Source organism: Cellvibrio japonicus Ueda107, assembly GCF_000019225.1.
GTDB classification, from domain to species: domain Bacteria; phylum Pseudomonadota; class Gammaproteobacteria; order Pseudomonadales; family Cellvibrionaceae; genus Cellvibrio; species Cellvibrio japonicus.
This window is the reverse complement of the sequence record NC_010995.1, coordinates 848,560-867,223: the sequence shown is the minus strand read 5'-3', so window position 1 is coordinate 867,223 and position 18,664 is coordinate 848,560. Positions and strand designations below refer to the sequence as shown.

At 51.0% G+C, this 18,664-nt stretch carries 11 protein-coding genes; 3 read left to right on the top strand and 8 right to left on the bottom strand.

The annotated features are described in order from the left end of the window. Positions 1-8: 8 nt before the first annotated feature. The 4 genes from CJA_RS03590 to CJA_RS03575 all read right to left on the bottom strand — a co-directional run bounded on the left by CJA_RS03590 (position 9) and on the right by CJA_RS03575 (position 7,054). A complete protein-coding gene (locus CJA_RS03590; RefSeq protein WP_238526814.1) occupies positions 9-1,892 on the bottom strand; it encodes a glycoside hydrolase family 13 protein in 1,884 nt (627 codons plus the stop codon). Further along, positions 1,880-2,128 carry a tryptophan 7-halogenase gene (locus CJA_RS03585; RefSeq protein WP_012486397.1) on the bottom strand — a complete coding sequence of 83 codons (249 nt, stop codon included), beginning with the start codon at positions 2,126-2,128 and terminating at the stop codon, positions 1,880-1,882. The genes CJA_RS03590 and CJA_RS03585 overlap by 13 nt, the downstream gene beginning before the upstream one ends. Positions 2,129-2,203: 75 nt before the next feature. After that, the gene (locus tag CJA_RS03580; protein WP_012486396.1) at positions 2,204-5,026 is read right to left on the bottom strand and encodes a TonB-dependent receptor; all 2,823 of its coding nucleotides are present in this window, start codon (positions 5,024-5,026) and stop codon (positions 2,204-2,206) included. 405 nt (positions 5,027-5,431) lie between these two features. After that, entirely contained in the window at positions 5,432-7,054 is a 1,623-nt protein-coding gene (locus CJA_RS03575) for an alpha-glucosidase family protein (protein ID WP_012486395.1), read from the bottom strand. Between the two features lie 526 nt (positions 7,055-7,580). Between CJA_RS03575 and CJA_RS03570 the strand changes: the two genes are divergently transcribed. Both CJA_RS03570 and CJA_RS03565 read left to right on the top strand, forming a co-directional pair. Beyond that, a complete protein-coding gene (locus CJA_RS03570) occupies positions 7,581-9,992 on the top strand; it encodes a glucan 1,4-alpha-glucosidase (RefSeq protein ID WP_012486394.1) in 2,412 nt (803 codons plus the stop codon). 125 nt (positions 9,993-10,117) lie between these two features. Beyond that, entirely contained in the window at positions 10,118-11,587 is a 1,470-nt protein-coding gene (locus tag CJA_RS03565) for an MFS transporter (protein ID WP_041551013.1), read from the top strand. A gap of 102 nt (positions 11,588-11,689) precedes the next feature. Here CJA_RS03565 and CJA_RS03560 read toward each other — a convergent pair whose 3' ends face one another. The 3 genes from CJA_RS03560 to CJA_RS03550 form a co-directional block, all read right to left on the bottom strand. Further along, positions 11,690-12,730: a LacI family DNA-binding transcriptional regulator gene (locus tag CJA_RS03560; RefSeq protein WP_012486392.1), complete on the bottom strand. Its 1,041-nt coding sequence runs from the start codon at positions 12,728-12,730 to the stop codon at positions 11,690-11,692. Between the two features lie 190 nt (positions 12,731-12,920). Next, entirely contained in the window at positions 12,921-13,511 is a 591-nt protein-coding gene (gene ssb / locus CJA_RS03555) for a single-stranded DNA-binding protein (RefSeq protein ID WP_041551011.1), read from the bottom strand. Positions 13,512-13,645: 134 nt separating this feature from the next. Further along, the gene (locus tag CJA_RS03550) at positions 13,646-15,043 is read right to left on the bottom strand and encodes an MFS transporter (protein WP_041551009.1); all 1,398 of its coding nucleotides are present in this window, start codon (positions 15,041-15,043) and stop codon (positions 13,646-13,648) included. A 209-nt stretch (positions 15,044-15,252) separates the two neighbouring features. On the opposite strand from CJA_RS03550, the gene uvrA reads away from it, so the two are divergent. Further along, on the top strand, positions 15,253-18,102 hold the full coding sequence (gene uvrA / locus CJA_RS03545; protein ID WP_012486389.1) for an excinuclease ABC subunit UvrA: 2,850 nt from the start codon (positions 15,253-15,255) through the stop codon (positions 18,100-18,102). Positions 18,103-18,213: 111 nt separating this feature from the next. On the opposite strand, the gene rplQ is transcribed toward uvrA, so the two are convergent. Further along, positions 18,214-18,612 (bottom strand): 50S ribosomal protein L17, encoded by a 399-nt coding sequence (gene rplQ / locus CJA_RS03540; RefSeq protein WP_012486388.1) that lies wholly within the window; start codon positions 18,610-18,612, stop codon positions 18,214-18,216. Positions 18,613-18,664 lie beyond the last annotated feature (52 nt).

The window sequence follows — 18,664 nt, the reverse complement described above, 5'->3', positions numbered from 1 at the left end:
GTTGTTATTTATTTCAGCTCAATCACTAGCGATTGCTTTGGTGATAAAACAAGTGGCACCTTTATGTCTACTGCCTTACCGGAGATAACATCCCGTGCAAATTGCTTATCCGCCAATAATGCATTAAAGCGCTTTAAGTCCAAGGTTTTTTCTTGTTTATTTTTGTTTATCGCCACCATGACCGCACGATTGTCCAAATAGCGGAAATACACATAAGTACCATCTTGAGGCGCAAAGTGCTGCAGTTTTCCATGATGGATAACATCCGCTGACTTGCGCCAGCGAAACAATGTGCGTATAAAATCTTGTGCATCACGCTCTGCGTTGGTTAAGCCTTTACCCGTAAAAGCATTCTTTTTATCGCCACTCCAACCGCCCGGCATATCAGATCGAATCGCACCATCATCACGATGCCGGGGGCTGCTTAATAAAACTTCGGAGCCATAATAAAGTTGTGGAATACCACGCATGGTAGCCATATAAATCATGGCACTTTTAAAGAGATCAATATCGTCGTGCAAATAAGAATAAATACGGGAGGTATCGTGATTTTCGGGAAATATCACCAGATTAAATGGATCAGGGTAAATAAAATCATTCGCTAATGTTTCATACAGCTTTACCAGACCGGTATCCCATCCCTCTTGTTCCTCCAGGGCGATACGCAGGGCCTCATGAATAGGAAAATCCATCATGCTTGGCATATAGGGAAGGTGGCCACTGGGATTCTGCTTGCCACGCAGCCAATGGGCAACAACCGCCGGATTACTACTCCACTCCTCGCCAACGATATTAAAATTGGGATATTCATCCATAATCGCTTTGGCCCAGTCAGACAGGAATTTTTCATCTGCATAGCCGTAAGTATCCTCCCGAATCCCACTCAATCCTGCATATTCAACCCACCAAATACTGTTCTGGATTAAATAGCGTGCGAGATGGGGATTACGCTGGTTTAAATCCGGCATGGTTGGCACAAACCAACCATCCACAAACAACGCTTTATCTTCAGGTGCTGCATAAGGATCCTGGATAACCGTGCGCCGATGGTTGGTCTCCCGATATTGGTCGGGGTAATTCAACCAGTCACGCGAAGGTAAATCCTTCATCCACCAATGCTCAGACCCAATATGATTTACCACAATATCCTTAATAACACCTATGCCCTTAGCGCGAGCCTTGGTGACAAAGGTTTTAAAATCTTCATTGCTGCCGTAACGAGCATCAATCTGATATAAGTTCGTTGTGGCATAGCCATGATAAGAATATGAAGGCTGATTATTTTCCGTGAGTGGATTTGGCCATATCTGGGTAACACCAAGCCCGGCCAAATAATCAAGGTGCTGTATCATCCCGGCAATATCACCACCATGGCGGCCATTTTTGTCCATCCTATCCGCTTTTTCTGCCAGTTCAGGCAGCGAGTCATTGCGTGAATTACCGTTAGCAAAACGATCCGGTGTAATCAGGTATATCATATCCTTGGGGGAAAAGCCCTGGCGTTCGGCAGAACCTTTTTCACGAGCGAGCAAGTAATATTCCCATACAATTTTTTCATCTGATTCATTACTAAAATGAATAAAAAATTTACCCGGTTTTGCATTAGCCGCAATATTGAGTGTGACAAATAGATAATTGGCATTTTCAACACGGGCAACCTGCTGAATACTAACCCCTGGATAGTGGATACTGGGATGCAGATCACTTATGCCCTGGCCATAAACCAACAGTTCCACCTGATTATATTTCATACCGACCCACCAATTGGCCGGTTCAACACGTTCCAGGCGATAGCCTTCAGAACCATGAGCCGTGCCAACGGCAATCAATAGGCATAGAATCAATATTCGACGCATAACATCTCCTGTTTTTTTATCATTTATACTTTGCATAGATTTTCAATAAACTGGTCATGGGATGGCATAGTTGCCGATAGGTTCTCTTTTATTTTTTTCATATTGACCAGCATTTCCTGCAACTGTGAATCACTGATAGAGTTCGCAATCGGATGATAATCGTCTGGCATAATTCCCTGCCCCAGCATTACCTGAAGCCAGGATGCGTCATGGAATAAATCATCCTGCTCCCTGAATATTTTTCCGGTTTCCTTAAAAATAGCGTCAATCATCCATTTTACCTACCTGAAAAAAAGCCCCGCTAGTAAAGACTAGCAGGGCTTCCTTTTTCCTAATGCGACTAGTGATTAAAACTTGTAGTTAAAACCTAACAAGTAATTAGCACCGAAGTTTTGATACTTGGTCACTCGACGGGCATCGCCACTTTCAGCATTAACAGTATCTTCGTCGAAGATGTTTTGTGCTTGCAATGTAACGGTTAAACCTTCAAGGCCACGAATGCCAGACTCTGCAAAGTTATAACCGATCTGGGCATCCCACAACTCTGCACCCATATCCATAGCAGGTGTTGCGCGCAAACTCAACCCGGGAACTTCGGTCAAGAACTTGGTACGCTTACGCCCACTAATACGAGCCTCGAAACCAGCGCGCTCATAATAAGCAGTAAACTGATATGACTCATCAGAAAAGCCAGGAATGTCTGATGATTCACCATTGTGAACCAAGGTAGAGTCCAGGAAGGTTCCGGATGCAATTATCCCAAATCCATCCAGGGCATCACTGAACAAGTGGAACGGGATAGAAGCCTGAACTTCATAACCGGATACTGATCCACCATTGGTTTCAAATACGCTGGAGTTCCCCCCCCAAAATGAAGCAAAGGTAGTACCACCAGGCATATTGGCATCATGATAACCAGGTACAAAATAACTGGTGAAATCAATAGTTTCGCTGCCTTCCAAATGCCAGTTTTGCAAGTCCTTGTAGAACCCCGCAATTGAGAACAAACCATCGCGTGCGAAATAGTATTCATAGGCCAAGTCAATTTGAACAGCTTTGATTGGTTTCAACTGTGCATTACCCGATGTTGAACTCCATGCACTAAATTCCGGATCATTACTTGCGCGACGCGCGGCATCAAAACTAAAGGTAACCGTTCTGCCGGGTTTCAAGTCATCCATCACAGCACGAGACATTGTTCTGGCGACAGCAAGGCGGATATTCTGGTCGTCTGTCAGGGCATAAGTTAAATTCAGGCTTGGCAATATATCGGTGTATTTGTCACCATCAGAAACGGCTACAGCCTGCACGGTACCGTCCGCAGTTGGTGCAACCGGAACTGAATCAAAGCCAGATGCTTTCTGATCAGTTGACACGATCTGAATACCCGCATTACCTGTCAGCTGACCGGCATCGATATTAGCCATCACAAAAGCGGTAGCCACTTTCTCATCGATGGTATAGGTATCGCCCTTACGATCAGTTTCGTAATTACCAGCATCGATTTCACGATAGAAACCGCTTTTATATAAACCTATGCCATCGTAGGCCACCATGGAACCCAAACTGAGGAAGCTTAGATCGGCAGTACCGACAATATATTCTGCTGGAATCGCGATATCAGATATTTCTGATATATCACTGGGTAAGGAACCGTCAGCCTGATAAAAACCAGGAGCAACCAGGTATGCGCCATAGTTCACTTTTGACTTGCTGCGATCTGAATAATGTGCGCCAACTTCCAGGCCATTGACAATGCCCCATTCAACATCACCATTGAATTGGATGCGGAAGGCATCCAGACTTTCTTCGATGGATGGGCTGTTAACGAAACCATCCTGTGCATTATCAAAACCACCGGTAAGTGATGAAATACCACCACCCCAAGCTTGAGGGCCAGCGATACGCAACACTGACGGATCAGAGTAATCGGGTGTACTTAATGTTGGATGAGCCGAATACTTCACACCGGTAGACGTCATTACAAATGAACGCGCCGCTGGAGCTCCCTGCCCTGTAGTTCCTGCACGGCCTGTGCCTGAATAGCTTTCCATGCTGATAATTTCTTTTTCAGACTCGCTGGTTGAAAGATCAACATTCAATGACCAGTTATCGTTTATTGCGAAATCGGCATTGACACCAAAAGAATGCAGTTTACCTTCTTTAGTTTCACCATCGTTACGAATAACAGAATGGAAACCATCCCAGTGACCAGCAGTTACCAAACCATTTTCAACTGTATCCGTCACATTGGTTACAGACGGACCACCCCATACGGTTCCTTCTTCCAAACCGCGAAGAACCTTGGTTTCACTAAAATCAATATACAGTCCATCTACGGTGACTGAAACGGTATCGTTAGGACGGAACTGCACAACACCTGAAATCGTATCACGCTCCATCAGGGAAGATCTCACATATGAGTCGTGTCCTCCCAATACTGTGTTACCAGCGCCGTCATCGGTATATCCCCATGCACGGAACTGTTCTTCCTGGGATGGAGATTCAAGTGTTGCCAGCGTTAATGCAACACCAAGGGTTTCATCAACAAACTTTTCTGAATATGTAAATGCCAAACGATGCCCATTATCATCCACATCAGGGTTAGAGGACTTAAGGCCGTTAACTTCGTAGGCACCAGACAAACTGATTACACTGGCGCCATCCAACGGGCGCAATGTCTTCATGTTTACAATCCCACCCAAGCCCTGGTTAACCTGGGTTGCATTAGGCGTTTTATAAACATCTACACCCGACAACATTTCCGATGGATAAAGATCAAATTCAACACCGCGACTATCACCGATACCTAATATCTCACGGCCATTTAAGGTGGTAGCCACATAATTTTCATTGAAACCACGAATTGCAATACCACTGGTACGACCATCGCGGCGCTCACCAGCCAGTCCAGGTAAACGAGCCAATGATTCGGCAATACTGGTATCAGGCAACTTACCGATGTCTTCTGCATATACAGAATCTATAACCGAAGCTGATTCGCGCTTTGCGCTGATTGAGTTTGCAAGGCTTGCACGAAACCCGGTTACTACAACCTCTTCGACCTGGGCAGAAGCATCCTGCTGTTGGGCATAGACAGTTTGTGAACCGGAAACCAGCGCCACAGTTGAAGCAAGCGCCAGCATGTGATTGAACTTGAGCTTTCTCATGATTTTTTCTCTCCGCGGAGATGTTGCTTTTATTGTTAACCTTTTGCACAAAAGCATCGTGCCTTAGTGCAATTTTTTATAGACAGCACCGATTCTGTCATCCGAAGATAGTAGGCGGATTACCTATTGAATAGAACCGAATGCATACGTATTCAAAAAGCAACATACGTATGCAAAGCAACCTTTGTGGGGAGCCATTTTGGAACATCACAATAGGTCAATATGAATACATGCTAGACCAACATGCTGTTTTCGCTGTTTTTTGAAGAATTAATTACACATTAAAAGAATGGTGCACATTAACAAATGTGATATACCGAGCCGGCAGTAGGGAAATATAAATACGGGATAACCCGAAACACGATTGGAACACAAGAGGCCTGGCGGCCTCTTGTGTTTTCTACACTAGACAAGGCTGGCAAAAAACGCGCTATACCCCGGCAAACCAATATTGTTTGACCGGGAGGATTGCGTTGCAAAACCATGGCCGGTTATTGACTCCAGGCCCAACACTTGTCCCAACTCAATAACGGCAGGCTGGGCACTGAAATTAAATCCACACAATAGCGCCTCATTGCCATGGCGACGAACAAACACCAAATGAGATTCACTACTGGAGAGAAATTCAATGCCACCAAAGCGCAGGGCAGCTTGCGTTTTACGCCACTGCATAAAATGGCGATAGGCGTTCAGCACAGATGCCTGATTGCTTTCCTGTTTATCGATGGAGAGCGCCAGGTGTTTTGCCGATACGGGTAGCCATGGTTTTGCACTGGAAAATCCCGCGTATTCCAGGGATGAGTCCCAGGGCATTGGCGTTCTACATCCATCGCGCCCCTTGAAGCGAGGCCAGAAGGTAATACCATAGGGATCTTGCAACTCATGCTGCTGGATATCCGCTTCTGTCAAACCCAGTTCTTCCCCCTGATAGCTACACACACTGCCGCGCAATGAAAGCAGCATGGCATTGAGGGTTTTGGCGAGTTCGGGGGATTGTGCCTCACCGCCCCAACGCGACATAAATCGCACCACATCGTGGTTGCCTATAGACCAACAGGGCCAGCCCTCAGCCAAATTGGCTTCCAGGGTTTCCACCGTATTGCGGATATAGTTGCCGGATAACTTATCGACCAGCAGTTCAAAGCTATACGCCATATGCAAACGGTCGTTACCGGAGGTGTATTCCGCCATGGTTTTCAGGGAGTCCTCGGCTGAAATTTCACCGAGGGTTACCGTCCCGGGATAACGATCCATTAACTGGCGCAAGGACTCCAGGAAAGCCAGGTTTTCCGGGCGGGTATTATCAAATATGTGTTTCTGGAATGCGTAGGGGTTGTCTTCCTTAAAGCCTCGCCCCTTACGCTCTGCTTCCGGCTTGGCAGGATTGGAACGCAATTCCTTATCGTGAAAGCAGAAGTTAATGGCATCAAGGCGCAAACCATCCACGCCGCGTTTCAACCAGAACTCCACTTCCTGCAAAATTTGCTCGCGCACTTGCGGACAGTGGTAATTTAAATCTGGCTGGGTACGCAAAAAGTTATGCAGGTAATATTGACAACGACGCGGCTCCCACTCCCAGGCAGAGCCCCCAAAAATTGCCAACCAATTGTTGGGGGGGGTTCCGTCGGGTTGAGGATCTACCCACACATACCAATCAGCTTTCGGGTTGTCGCGCGACTCGCGGCTCTCCAAAAACCAGGCATGCTGGTCCGAGGTATGGCTGAGCACCTGATCGATAATAATCTTGATATTGCGCGCATGGGCTTTGCTGATCAGCTCATCAAAATCACTCAGGGTTCCAAAGATGGGATCAATATCCCGATAGTCACTAATGTCGTAACCGAAGTCTTTCATCGGCGACTTGAAAAATGGCGATACCCAAATGGCGTCCACACCCAGGCTGGCGATGTAGTCGAGCTTTTTGATAATGCCGGGAATATCACCAATGCCATCGCCATTGGTATCCATCAAACTGCGGGGGTATACCTGATAAATAACCGCGCCGCGCCACCAGGGGGTTGTCGTCATTTCGTATTGTTTCCTCTGTTTTTGGGGCACACAGACAGCCAAATCCTATTGCCTATTTGTTTGGCCTTCACTCTCTATGGGGATGTTGTGAAGCACAGCCTGCCACCGTGTTTGTTGTAATTGTCCAGGTATCAGGACTTGCAGAATTTACAAAACAACAACATACGCGAGCGCCCCGGATACGCCAAGTGACTACATACGTATGCAACATGACGCGCCTCATTTTTACCGCCCGGAATCCATAGAATACGTATTCATACTTTTTACCCGCTGGCCAAGCAGGTTTTCTCAGCTAGGCTTTTGTTGTTGCATACGTATGCAGCGTGAATACGTATGCACCTGCTTGTGATGAGTCTAACCAACCCCTAAGGTAGGAAAAATAGTCATTTCTGCTATCACCCAGCCTTCTTATAGCGAAATATTGTCTTCCTGCCCTTTTAATAACCAAGCAGTGTCGATATTAAGCCTTGCAGAAATTTCAATTACATAACAACTGACTTTTGCATTCCTACTTGAGGTACTTGTCATGAAAAGAAGCCTGTTTGCACTGGCCATCAGCAGTGCGTTTTTTGTTGCCGCCTGCTCCGACAAATCCCCGACAAGCACGTCTACAACAGATCAAACAGCGCCAGGTGCCCCCGGTGCTCCTGCGCTTTGGTCTTACTCGGGTAAGACCGGTATCGGTACCTCTTATGAGCAATACCTCAATGGACAATACAGTGATGCCGCCGCGACGGGTACGGTTTCCAAAGTCTGGTTTTCCCTTGCCCAGGGCATCCTGACCGAAACCATGTACGGATTGATCCACGAGGCACAGCTGCGTGAGTTGCAATTTTTCATCAAAGGCGATGACTTTCTTGATGAAGAAAAAACGGATACCCAATCCGAAATCAGTTATCTGAAAACCGATGAACAAGGCCGCCCGTTATCGCTGGCCTATAAATTGATTAATACCGATAAAGATGGCAAATACCGCATCGAAAAACATATTTTTACCGATCCGGACAGTCAGTCACTGATGATGCGCGTGAAGTTCACCGCACTCGCCGATGGTATTACGCCCTACCTTTATGCCGATACCGCACTTGCCAATACTGGCAGCAATGACAGTGCCAGCTATGTCGATGGTGTGCTTACCGCGAGTGAAGGCAATACCAGCATGAGCCTGAAAACGACAGCGCACATAGTGCAGGGCAGCGTGGGATTTGTCGGTGTCTCTGACGGCATTAGCGAATTGAAAGCCACCGGCAGCATGACAAAAACCTACACCACCACCGGTGATACCGCCGGCAATGTGGGGATGACCTTGCAATTGGCCAGCCTCAATCATGGGCAAACAGTGGAATTTGATCTGGCCCTGGGTTTTGGCCAATCTCCAGCAGAAAGCCGTACAGCTGCTGAGCTAACGCTGGCGAAAGGCTACGACAAGGTATTAGCCCATTACAACGGCGATGGCGATGCCATCGGCTGGCAGGATTACCTGCAATCACTGCCGGCGCTTAACAACCTGGCCGCGACAGCAACCGATGGCGGCAAGCTGCTTTATACCAGTGCGCTGGTACTCAAGGCACAGGAAGACAAAACCCATGCGGGTGCCTTGATTGCATCCTTGTCCAATCCCTGGGGCGACATCAAGTCAGCCGAACACTCGGCGACAGGCTACAAGGCGGTTTGGCCACGCGACTTCTATCAGGTCGCCATGGCAATGCTCGCCCTGGGCGATACGCAATCGCCCAGGGTAGCCTTTGAATATTTGCAAAAAGTGCAAGTGAACAGCAGCACTCCCGGTTACGAAGGTACCCCCGGTTATTTCCTGCAGAAGACCCATGTGGATGGCACCATCGAATGGATTGCCGTGCAGATGGATCAAACCGCTATGCCTATCATGCTTGGCTGGCGCCTGTGGAAAGAGGGGGTACTGAGTGATAGTGATATCACCGGCTGGTACCACAAAATGCTTAAACCGGCCGCCGATTTCCTCACCGATGGCGGCAAGGTGAAGATCGACTGGATCGATACCGAGATCAAACCACCCTTTACCCAGCAAGAGCGCTGGGAAGAGCAACAGGGTTATTCGCCTTCGACCATCGCGGCCATTATTGCGGGGCTGGTTTCCGCCGCGGATATCGCCCGGCAATCCGGTGATAATGCCAATGCCGAACGCTACCAGAGTGCGGCGGATGATTTCTCGGCAAACCTGGAAAAATACACCTTCACCACCCAGGGCTCCCTGACCGGTACGCAAGGCAATGGACAGTACTATCTGCGTATTACCCAGAATCAGGATCCGAACGACCGCGCGCCCCTGGACAACCGCAATGGCCAGGATATTACCGATGAGTCACTGGTAATCGATGGCGGCTTCCTGGAGCTGGTGCGCTACGGCGTGCGCTCCGCCACCCACCCCCAGGTGCTGGAAACCATACCGGAATATGACAACCTGCAATTACCGGATGTGCTGCGCACCAAATACGAATTCACTTTCCCGGGGATAGAGGGCAAATTCCCGGGCTGGCGCCGTTACGGCATAGATGGTTATGGCGAAGACATTACCAATGGCGCCGGTTATGCCGCGGTTAACGATACCAGCACACCCGGTCAACGCGGTCGTGTCTGGCCCTTTTTTACCGGCGAGCGCGGCCACTATGAATTAGCGCTGGCTAAAGCCAGCCATACCCTGGACATCAACAACCTGCGCAGCATCTATGTGAAAGGCATGGAGCTGTTTGCCAACGAGGGGATGATGCTCCCGGAGCAGGTCTGGGACGGCGTTGGGGACAATTCGGTGTATCACTACCAGTTGGGCCAAGGCACCAACTCGGCAACTCCCCTGGCATGGACTCACGCCGAATATATCAAGCTGCTGCGCAGTTACAGCGATGGCAAGGTCTGGGATCGCAATGCAAGCACTGAAGCGCGCTATGTCAAAAGCGAATAGCACCTATCCGATCAACATCCGACTGCGGAATCCGACGGGTTCCGCAGTTGTTTTTTAATCACTCAACCCATCACTTATCACCCTGCCATAACAACCCATCAGGCAATAACAAAGGCAATATCACTATGAAGCAACCTACACTCCCCTTCTGGCAGGTTTGGAATGTCAGCTTTGGTTTTTTAGGAGTGCAATTCGGCTTTGCGCTGCAAAATGCCAACGTCAGCCGTGTACTGTCGGATTTGGGCGCAGATTTGCACTCGCTGTCCCTGTTTTGGCTTGCGGCACCGGTCATGGGGCTCATCGTACAACCCATCGTCGGTGCAGCGTCTGACCGCACCTGGAACCGTATGGGGCGCCGCAATCCCTATATCCTGGGCGGCGCCATCGCCGCGGCATTGGGCATGTTGCTAATGCCCAATGCGCCGCTCTTTGTCTCCATCATGGCACCCATGATTTTTGGCGGACTTATGTTGGCACTGATGGACGGTGCCTTTAATGTCACTATGCAGCCATTCCGTGCGCTGGTATCCGATATGGTTCCCAGCCAACAGCGCACCCTTGGCTATTCCGTGCAATCGCTGCTGATCAATATAGGCGCGGTGATAGGCTCCATCCTGCCCTTCCTGCTCACCAATGTGATCGGACTGTCGAATACCGCGGCCAGGGGTGAAGTAGCCCCTACGGTAATGTGGGCATTTTATATCGGTGCCAGTGTGATGCTGGGCACCGTGCTCTGGACAGTGTTCCGCACCAGGGAGTATCCGCCCGAGGAGTACAGTCGCTACAAGGGGTTAACGCTGAATACTGCCCCTGCTCCCAAAGCTTCCCTGAGTCAGCGCCTGGCAGGCTTCTGGCAACTGTTTATCAATATGCCCCAAACCATGCGCCAATTGGCTGTTGTGCAGTTTTTCTCCTGGTTTGCCCTGTTCATCATGTGGGTGTACACCACTCCCGCCATTACCCAGCATATCTGGCACATTGAAGCCAAGTGGTTTGACCCGAATTACCTGCACTCCCTTGATGCCATTCCCGCAGAGATTGCTGCGGCCAAAGGTGCAGCCGGGGATTGGGTGGGCATTATCTTCGCCGCCTACTCGCTGTTCGCCGCTCTTTTTTCTGTTGTGCTAGCCCGTATCGCCAATAAATTCGGCCGCAAGCTGACCTACTCGCTATCCCTGCTGGTGGGCGGTCTGGGTTATATCAGCTTCCTGTTTATGCAGGATGCAACCCAGGTTGATGTAAATCTGTTGATCACCCAGGTCACCATTCCCCAGGGAGCCCTCAACCTGATTTTCCCGATGATTGGCATTGGTATCGCCTGGGCCGCCATTCTCGCCATGCCCTATGCGATCCTGGCCGGCTCATTGCCTGCGGATAAAACCGGGGTGTACATGGGGATATTCAATTTCACGATCGCCGCACCACAGATCGTCTCGGGGCTGGTTGCCGGCCAGATCCTTAAGCATGTCTTCCACAATGAAGCGATTTATATCGTCGTATTGGCCGGTGTCGCCATGGTTCTCGGCGCCATCTCGGTGGTTTTCGTTAAAGACGACCGTAACGATGATGTTGAGTTAAGCCCACAGGGCCACTGACCAGCAACCCATAAAAAAAGCCCGGGCCATTGATATGGCACGGGCTTTTTTTATGGGGCTAGCGTTTATGGGGTGGATGCCTTGAGAGCGCCCCCCAGGACTTTATGGTTTTTGCAATTTCTCGCCGCAGGAGCCACGCACAACCAACTTGGCCGGCAGCAGCAGTGATTCCGGCTTTTGCCCTTCCACCAGGCGCAACAGGTTCTCCACTAATAACTCCCCTGCCAATAAGGTGTCCTGACGCACGGTGGTCAGTGGAGGGTGGGTATAGGACGCCATGGGAATATCATCAAACCCCATGACAGCCACATCGCGGGGCACATGTAATTCTGCTTCCTCCAATGCCTTTATAGCGCCTATGGCGATCAGGTCGCTTGCACCAAAGACAGCATCAAACTTGAGCCTGCGTTGCAACAAACTCAATGTGGCCTTATAGCCCTCTTCCTCCGAGGTTTCCGCGGCTACCTGCAGCTGCGGATTAATTGCCACCCCGGCCTCTTGTAATGCTTTGCAAAAACCGAGGTAGCGATCGCGGAACTCAGGACTGTGTTCAGAGACATCACCCAGAAATGCGATTTGTTTGCGCCCAAGCCCTATCAGGTGCTTCGCAGCATGATAGGCGCTATTGAAGTTATCACAGCCAATGGACACCCCGGGTTGCCCCTCCAGTACCGGCCCCCAAGTGATGAAGTGCGCCCCGACCTCTGTCAGATAGGTCAGCTTTTTGACAAAGCCTTCGTAATCGCCATAACCAAGGAAAATAATACCGTCGGCGCGATTCGCATCCTCATAGTCCGCGTGCCAATCCTCACTGAATTGCTGGAAAGAGATCAACAGATCGTAACCGCGGATTGCGGTTGCACGGGTAATACTGCCCAACATGGAAAGGAAAAAGGGGTTAATCAACGAGTCGCCAGTACCGTGGTCCTCACAGAGCAACAGGGCAATCGTTTTTGTTTGCTGGGAGCGCAAACTGCTCGCATTTTTATCAACTTTATAATTCAATTCACGCGCAATTTGCTGCACCTTGAGGCGCGTTTCCTCGTTCACCAAGGGGCTATTACGCAAGGCTCGTGACACCGTGGATTGTGATACCCCTGCACGATAGGCGATATCAAAGGATGTGGGTTTATCGTCTTTCAACGTGGTTGTCTCCCCGCCGCTTTATGATTGTTGTAATGTCTAGCCGATTGCGGTGGATAGTAACCCAGTCGATCCAAAGCGCACAATGAGAAGATTATCACGACACTATCTCCCTGTATGAAATAGATAATTGTTAAAACCGTTAAAAAAACCGGGGCAAATGCCCCGGCTTTTTTAGGTAAGGTATCCGTTAAAACGGAATGTCATCATCAAAACTGTCAAACCCGGATGGAGGATTATTCGGCGCCGGATTTTGCGCTGGCTGGTTGAATCCCCGATTTGGTTGCTGCTGGGGGTTATAACCGCCCTGGTTATAGCCGCCGCCTTGATTAAATCCACCTTGCGGTGCGCTGTTATATTGAGGGCTCTGATCATAGCCGCCCATGCCAGCCCCCATTGCTCCCGCAGCCGCACCGCCACCCATACCCGCGCCGGCGTTATCGCCCCGCCCGTCCAGCATCTGCATTTCGCTGGCCACAATTTCCGTGGTATAGCGGTCAGAACCATCCTGGCCCTGCCATTTACGGGTGCGCAGTGAACCTTCAATATAAACCTTGCTGCCTTTGCGCAGGTATTCACCGGCGATTTCACCTAAACGGTTGAACAACACAACGCGGTGCCATTCGGTACGCTCCTGGGCCTGCCCGGTGTTTTTGTCTTTCCAGGTCTCGGAGGTTGCCACACTGATGTTGGTAACCGCGCCACCGGAAGGCATATATTTCACCTCGGGGTCCTGGCCTATATTGCCAATCAGGATCACTTTGTTGATACCACGTGCCATAAAACATTCCTCTTGGGTAATCGTGTATTCGCCTTCTGATTCACCGCACAATAGGGCGGATTTTATTAGCCTGGCGACTTTTGCGTTAAGGGATTTTTCGTTAAGGATTAGGTGCACCGCAGCGCTGTGCCACTTTACACCTGCGGCCCGGCATCCACAATTGTTGCCAGCGCCTTGCGATCCACCAGTTTTTGATCAACTTTGAGATAGGCCATATTCTCCGAGCTGACAATGACCACCTCTGCCACCCCGTTGACCTGGCGCAATTGATCAGCAACCCATTGCGGATCGCGGCCGCGCAAGGGAATTAACACACTGGCCAGAAAACGTGGCGGTGTCATCCCCCAGGCGCCCAGCAACCACAATAATGTCAGGGCTGCATTCACCATAAACACAGCGGCAACACCCAACTGCTGCTCCAGTAACCAGCCGCCCAAAGCTCCCCCGCCAAAAACACCCAACACCTGGCAGGTCGCATAAATCCCCGTAGCCGTCCCCTTGGCTCCCGCCGGGGCGATTTTACTCACCAGCGAAGGCTGGGTAGCTTCCAGCAGGTTAAAGGCGACAAAAAACAGGAATAGGACCAGTAGTGCCGGGATCATAGAGTGCGATAGCCAAACCAACAGCAACTCGGATACCAGTAATAAGCCGATGGCTGCCAGGAATACCGGTTTAATCTGGCGGCGCTTTTCCGCGATGATCACAAACGGCAACATCAACATAAATGCCAGGGCAAGCAGCGGGAAATAGACAAACCCATGGTAATTGCGCGGAATAGCCAACTGGTTTTGCAAGACCAGGGGCAACACCACAAAATTTGCCATGAGGACAAAATGCAGTACGAAAATACCCAGGTTAAGGCGACGCAACTCGGGATGGGACAAGGTATGCCAGAGCAAATTGGGCACAGCCACCGCTTCGCGCCTGGGAGCTGCCGTAACACTCACATTGGGCACCACTGCCAGCAGGATATAGACACCTGCGAGGCCCAACCCGGCGGTTAGCCAAAAGATGGCACCAACGCCCCCCCAGGCTGCCAGGACGGGCCCCAATGTCATCGCCACCGAAAAGGACATACCGATGGAAGCACCGATGGTCGCCATGGCTTTGGTGCGATTTTCTTCCGAGGTAAGATCTGTCAGCAGTGCCATAACAGCCGCCGATATGGCACCACACCCCTGCAAAAAGCGCCCCAGGATCAAGCCATAGACAGAATCGGCCATGGCCGCCACAACACTGCCCAGGGCAAACAGCAGCAGCCCGGCCAAAATCAGGGGTTTGCGACCAAAGCGATCCGACATCACCCCAAAAGGAATTTGCAATAACGCCTGGCTCAGCCCATAGGCGCCCAGGGCCAACCCCAACAGGAATGGGCTGTGATCCGCATAATCGCTGCCATAGACGGACAATACCGGCAGCAACATAAACAGGCCGAACATACGGAAGCTGTAAAGCGCCGCCAAAGACAACACCACCTTGCGCTCGAAAGGGACAGGTAGCGAGGGTGACGGCGTAGGTGCAGAATCAGGCATGGTATGGGGAACACAGAGAAAAACGGTCGGGGATTCTAGCAATTGACCGGGCATCAGACCAAGACCATGCAGCTTTTAATGCTGTTTTCACTCAATTGATCACACCACTGACATCACCTGACACAGCCTTGCCGTATAATCGCCAGCTTTGCATGCCATTTACCATTTGCCGCAGTTAACCCGTACCCATCGTATTAAGGCCGGAGTTCATGGACAAAATCATTGTCAGGGGCGCACGCACCCACAACCTCAAAAATATCGACCTGGAGATCCCGCGCGATAAGCTGGTGGTCATCACCGGCCCATCTGGCTCGGGGAAATCCTCTCTCGCGTTCGATACCCTCTATGCCGAGGGTCAACGCCGCTATGTGGAATCCCTGTCAACCTACGCCCGCCAGTTTTTGTCGATGATGGAAAAACCCGATGTGGATCATGTGGAGGGGTTGAGCCCCGCCATTTCCATCGAGCAAAAGTCTACGTCCCATAACCCGCGTTCCACCGTGGGCACCATCACCGAAATCTACGACTACCTGCGTTTGCTCTACGCCCGCGTCGGCGAAGCGCGCTGCCCGGACCACAATGTCCCCCTGTCTGCTCAAACCATCAGTGAAATGGTAGATACCGTCCTGGCCTTACCCGAAGGCACCAAACTGATGTTGCTCGCCCCGATAGTGCGCGATCGCAAAGGTGAGCATTTACATACCTTCGAGCAGCTAAAGCGCGATGGTTTTATTCGCGCACGAATTGACGGCATCCTCTGCGACCTGGACGATGTACCCAAACTGGACAAGAAAAAGAAGCACACCATCGAAGTGGTCATCGACCGTTTCAAAGTGCGTGAAGACCTGAAGCTGCGCCTGGCAGAGTCCTTTGAAACGGCACTTAACCTGTCCGATGGCATTGCCTGCATTAGCGATATGGATGATGTTGCACCTGACCGCCTGTTTTCATCCAAACACGCCTGCCCGGTCTGTGATTACAGCCTGAGCGAACTGGAGCCAAGGCTCTTCTCCTTCAACAACCCCGCCGGTGCCTGCCCAAGCTGCGATGGATTGGGTGTAAAGCAGTTTTTTGATGAAGACAAGGTCATCCAGGATGCAAAACTCAGCCTCTCCGAGGGTGCTATCCGCGGCTGGGACAAGCGCAACGTCTATTACTTCCACATGCTCAATTCCCTCGCCAACCATTATGGCTTTAGTGTGGATACGCCCTGGAGCAAACTGAAAGCCAAACACAAGGAGGCGATTCTTTACGGTTCGGGCGAAGAGGTCATCGCCTTTAACTACATCAATGATCGCGGTGATGTTTACAAACGCAGCCATACCTTCGAAGGCGTTCTACCCAATATGGAGCGCCGCTACCGGGATACGGAATCCAGCTCGGTGCGCGAAGAACTGGCCAAATACCTGTCGTCACAGCATTGTCCCGACTGCGGTGGCACGCGGCTGCGCAAAGAGGCACGCCATGTCTTTATCGATGAGCGCACCCTGCCTCAAATCACCGATATGCCTGTCGCCGAGGCCCACGATTACTACACCCAACTGTCATTTACCGGGCGCAAGGCCGGCATTGCCGACAAGATCCTCAAAGAGTTACGCGATCGCTTCCGATTTTTGGTGGATGTGGGCCTCAACTACCTGACCCTCAGCCGCAGCGCCGAAACCCTCTCCGGCGGTGAAGCACAGCGTATCCGCCTGGCAAGCCAGATAGGTGCCGGCCTGGTGGGGGTGATGTATATCCTCGACGAGCCCTCTATCGGCCTGCACCAGCGCGACAATGAGCGACTGCTAAAAACCCTCACCCACCTGCGCAATATAGGCAATACCGTCATTGTGGTAGAACACGATGAGGACGCCATACGCCTCGCCGACCACGTCATCGACATTGGTCCCGGAGCAGGAGTTCACGGCGGTCAAGTCATTGCCCAGGGCAAGGTGAAGGACATCATGGCCACTCCCGACTCGATTACCGGGCAATACCTGAGTGGCGTCCGGGAAATTGCCGTACCGGCCAAACGCCATCCGGCAGATCCCAAGCACATGCTTCGCCTGGTGGGAGCCAAGGGCAACAACCTGCAAAACGTCACGCTGGAAATTCCCGTGGGGCTAATGACCTGTGTCACCGGCGTTTCCGGTTCCGGCAAATCCACCCTTATCAATGCCACCCTCCATCCCCTGGCGGCCACAGCACTGAATGGTGCCAGCACCATGACCCCCGCCGTCTACGACAAGATCGAGGGACTGGAGTTTTTCGACAAATGTGTGGATATAGACCAGAGCCCTATTGGACGCACCCCCCGCTCAAACCCGGCCACCTACACCGGCATTTTCACCCCTGTGCGCGAGTTGTTCGCCGGTACCCAGGAGTCGCGTTCACGCGGTTACCAGCCGGGTCGCTTCAGCTTTAACGTAAAAGGCGGCCGCTGCGAAGCCTGCCAGGGTGATGGCGTCACCAAGGTAGAGATGCACTTCCTTCCCGATGTCTATGTACCCTGTGACGTGTGTAAGGGAAAACGCTATAACCGCGAGACCCTGGATGTGAAATACAAGGGTAAAAATATCCATGAAGTGCTGGAAATGACCGTAGAAGACGCGCGCAGCTTCTTCGACGCCATCCCCTCTATCGCCAATAAACTGCAAACCCTAATGGATGTGGGACTTTCCTATATTCGCCTCGGACAATCTGCAACCACCCTATCCGGCGGTGAGGCCCAGCGCGTCAAACTGGCCAAAGAGCTCTCCAAACGCGATACCGGGCGCACCCTGTATATCCTCGACGAACCCACCACCGGCTTGCACTTCTACGATATACAGCAACTGCTTACCGTACTGCATCGCCTGCGCGATCACGGCAACACCGTTGTAGTGATTGAGCACAATCTGGATGTGATCAAAACTGCCGACTGGATTGTCGACCTGGGGCCAGAGGGTGGCAGTGGTGGCGGGCAAATTATCGCTACCGGCACACCGGAAGCCGTCGCAGAATTAACTCACTCCCACACAGGGCGATTCCTCAAACCCATGCTCAAAATCAAGAAAAGCAAAGCGACAAAAAAATAGGCGCGCACGCCAACAGCAAGGATGCTGTGCAATAGTATGAAACAACCCACTTTTCTTCCGACATAAAAAAACCGGGCTCATGGCCCGGTTTTTTATGTTATCAGCAGATACTTATTCAGCATCAACTTCCACAGCGGTTTCAACAGCGCGAGCAGGGCGATCTACCAACTCAACATAGGCCATAGGAGCCTTGTCGCCAGCACGGAAGCCGCACTTGAGGATACGCACATAACCACCTGGACGGGTCGCGTAACGCTTGCCCAGTTCGCTGAACAATTTACCCACAGCAGATTTGCTCTGCAGGCGGGCATTCGCCAAACGGCGATTAGCAACAGAATCCACTTTAGCCAGGGTGATCAACGGCTCGATCACACGGCGCAGTTCTTTTGCCTTGGGCAGGGTAGTTTTGATCAGTTCATGCTCAACCAAAGAAGCAGACATGTTGCGGAACATGGCCTTGCGATGAGATGAATTACGGCCCAATTGACGACCACTAAGACGATGACGCATAACTCAATACCTTCAAAAATGGATTGTTTGACACAATCTCGTTAATCGCCCG

Bases quoted from the DNA above. Each gene is read 5' to 3' on its own strand.
- CJA_RS03590 (WP_238526814.1), bottom strand. From the start codon at position 1,892: ATGCAAAGTATAAATGATAAAAAAACAGGAGATGTTATGCGTCGAATA.
- CJA_RS03585 (WP_012486397.1), bottom strand. From the start codon at position 2,128: ATGATTGACGCTATTTTTAAGGAAACCGGAAAAATATTCAGGGAGCAG.
- CJA_RS03580 (WP_012486396.1), bottom strand. From the start codon at position 5,026: ATGAGAAAGCTCAAGTTCAATCACATGCTGGCGCTTGCTTCAACTGTG.
- CJA_RS03575 (WP_012486395.1), bottom strand. From the start codon at position 7,054: ATGACGACAACCCCCTGGTGGCGCGGCGCGGTTATTTATCAGGTATAC.
- CJA_RS03570 (WP_012486394.1), top strand. From the start codon at position 7,581: ATGAAAAGAAGCCTGTTTGCACTGGCCATCAGCAGTGCGTTTTTTGTT.
- CJA_RS03565 (WP_041551013.1), top strand. From the start codon at position 10,118: ATGAAGCAACCTACACTCCCCTTCTGGCAGGTTTGGAATGTCAGCTTT.
- ssb (WP_041551011.1), bottom strand. From the start codon at position 13,511: ATGGCACGTGGTATCAACAAAGTGATCCTGATTGGCAATATAGGCCAG.
- CJA_RS03550 (WP_041551009.1), bottom strand. From the start codon at position 15,043: ATGCCTGATTCTGCACCTACGCCGTCACCCTCGCTACCTGTCCCTTTC.
- uvrA (WP_012486389.1), top strand. From the start codon at position 15,253: ATGGACAAAATCATTGTCAGGGGCGCACGCACCCACAACCTCAAAAAT.
- rplQ (WP_012486388.1), bottom strand. From the start codon at position 18,612: ATGCGTCATCGTCTTAGTGGTCGTCAATTGGGCCGTAATTCATCTCAT.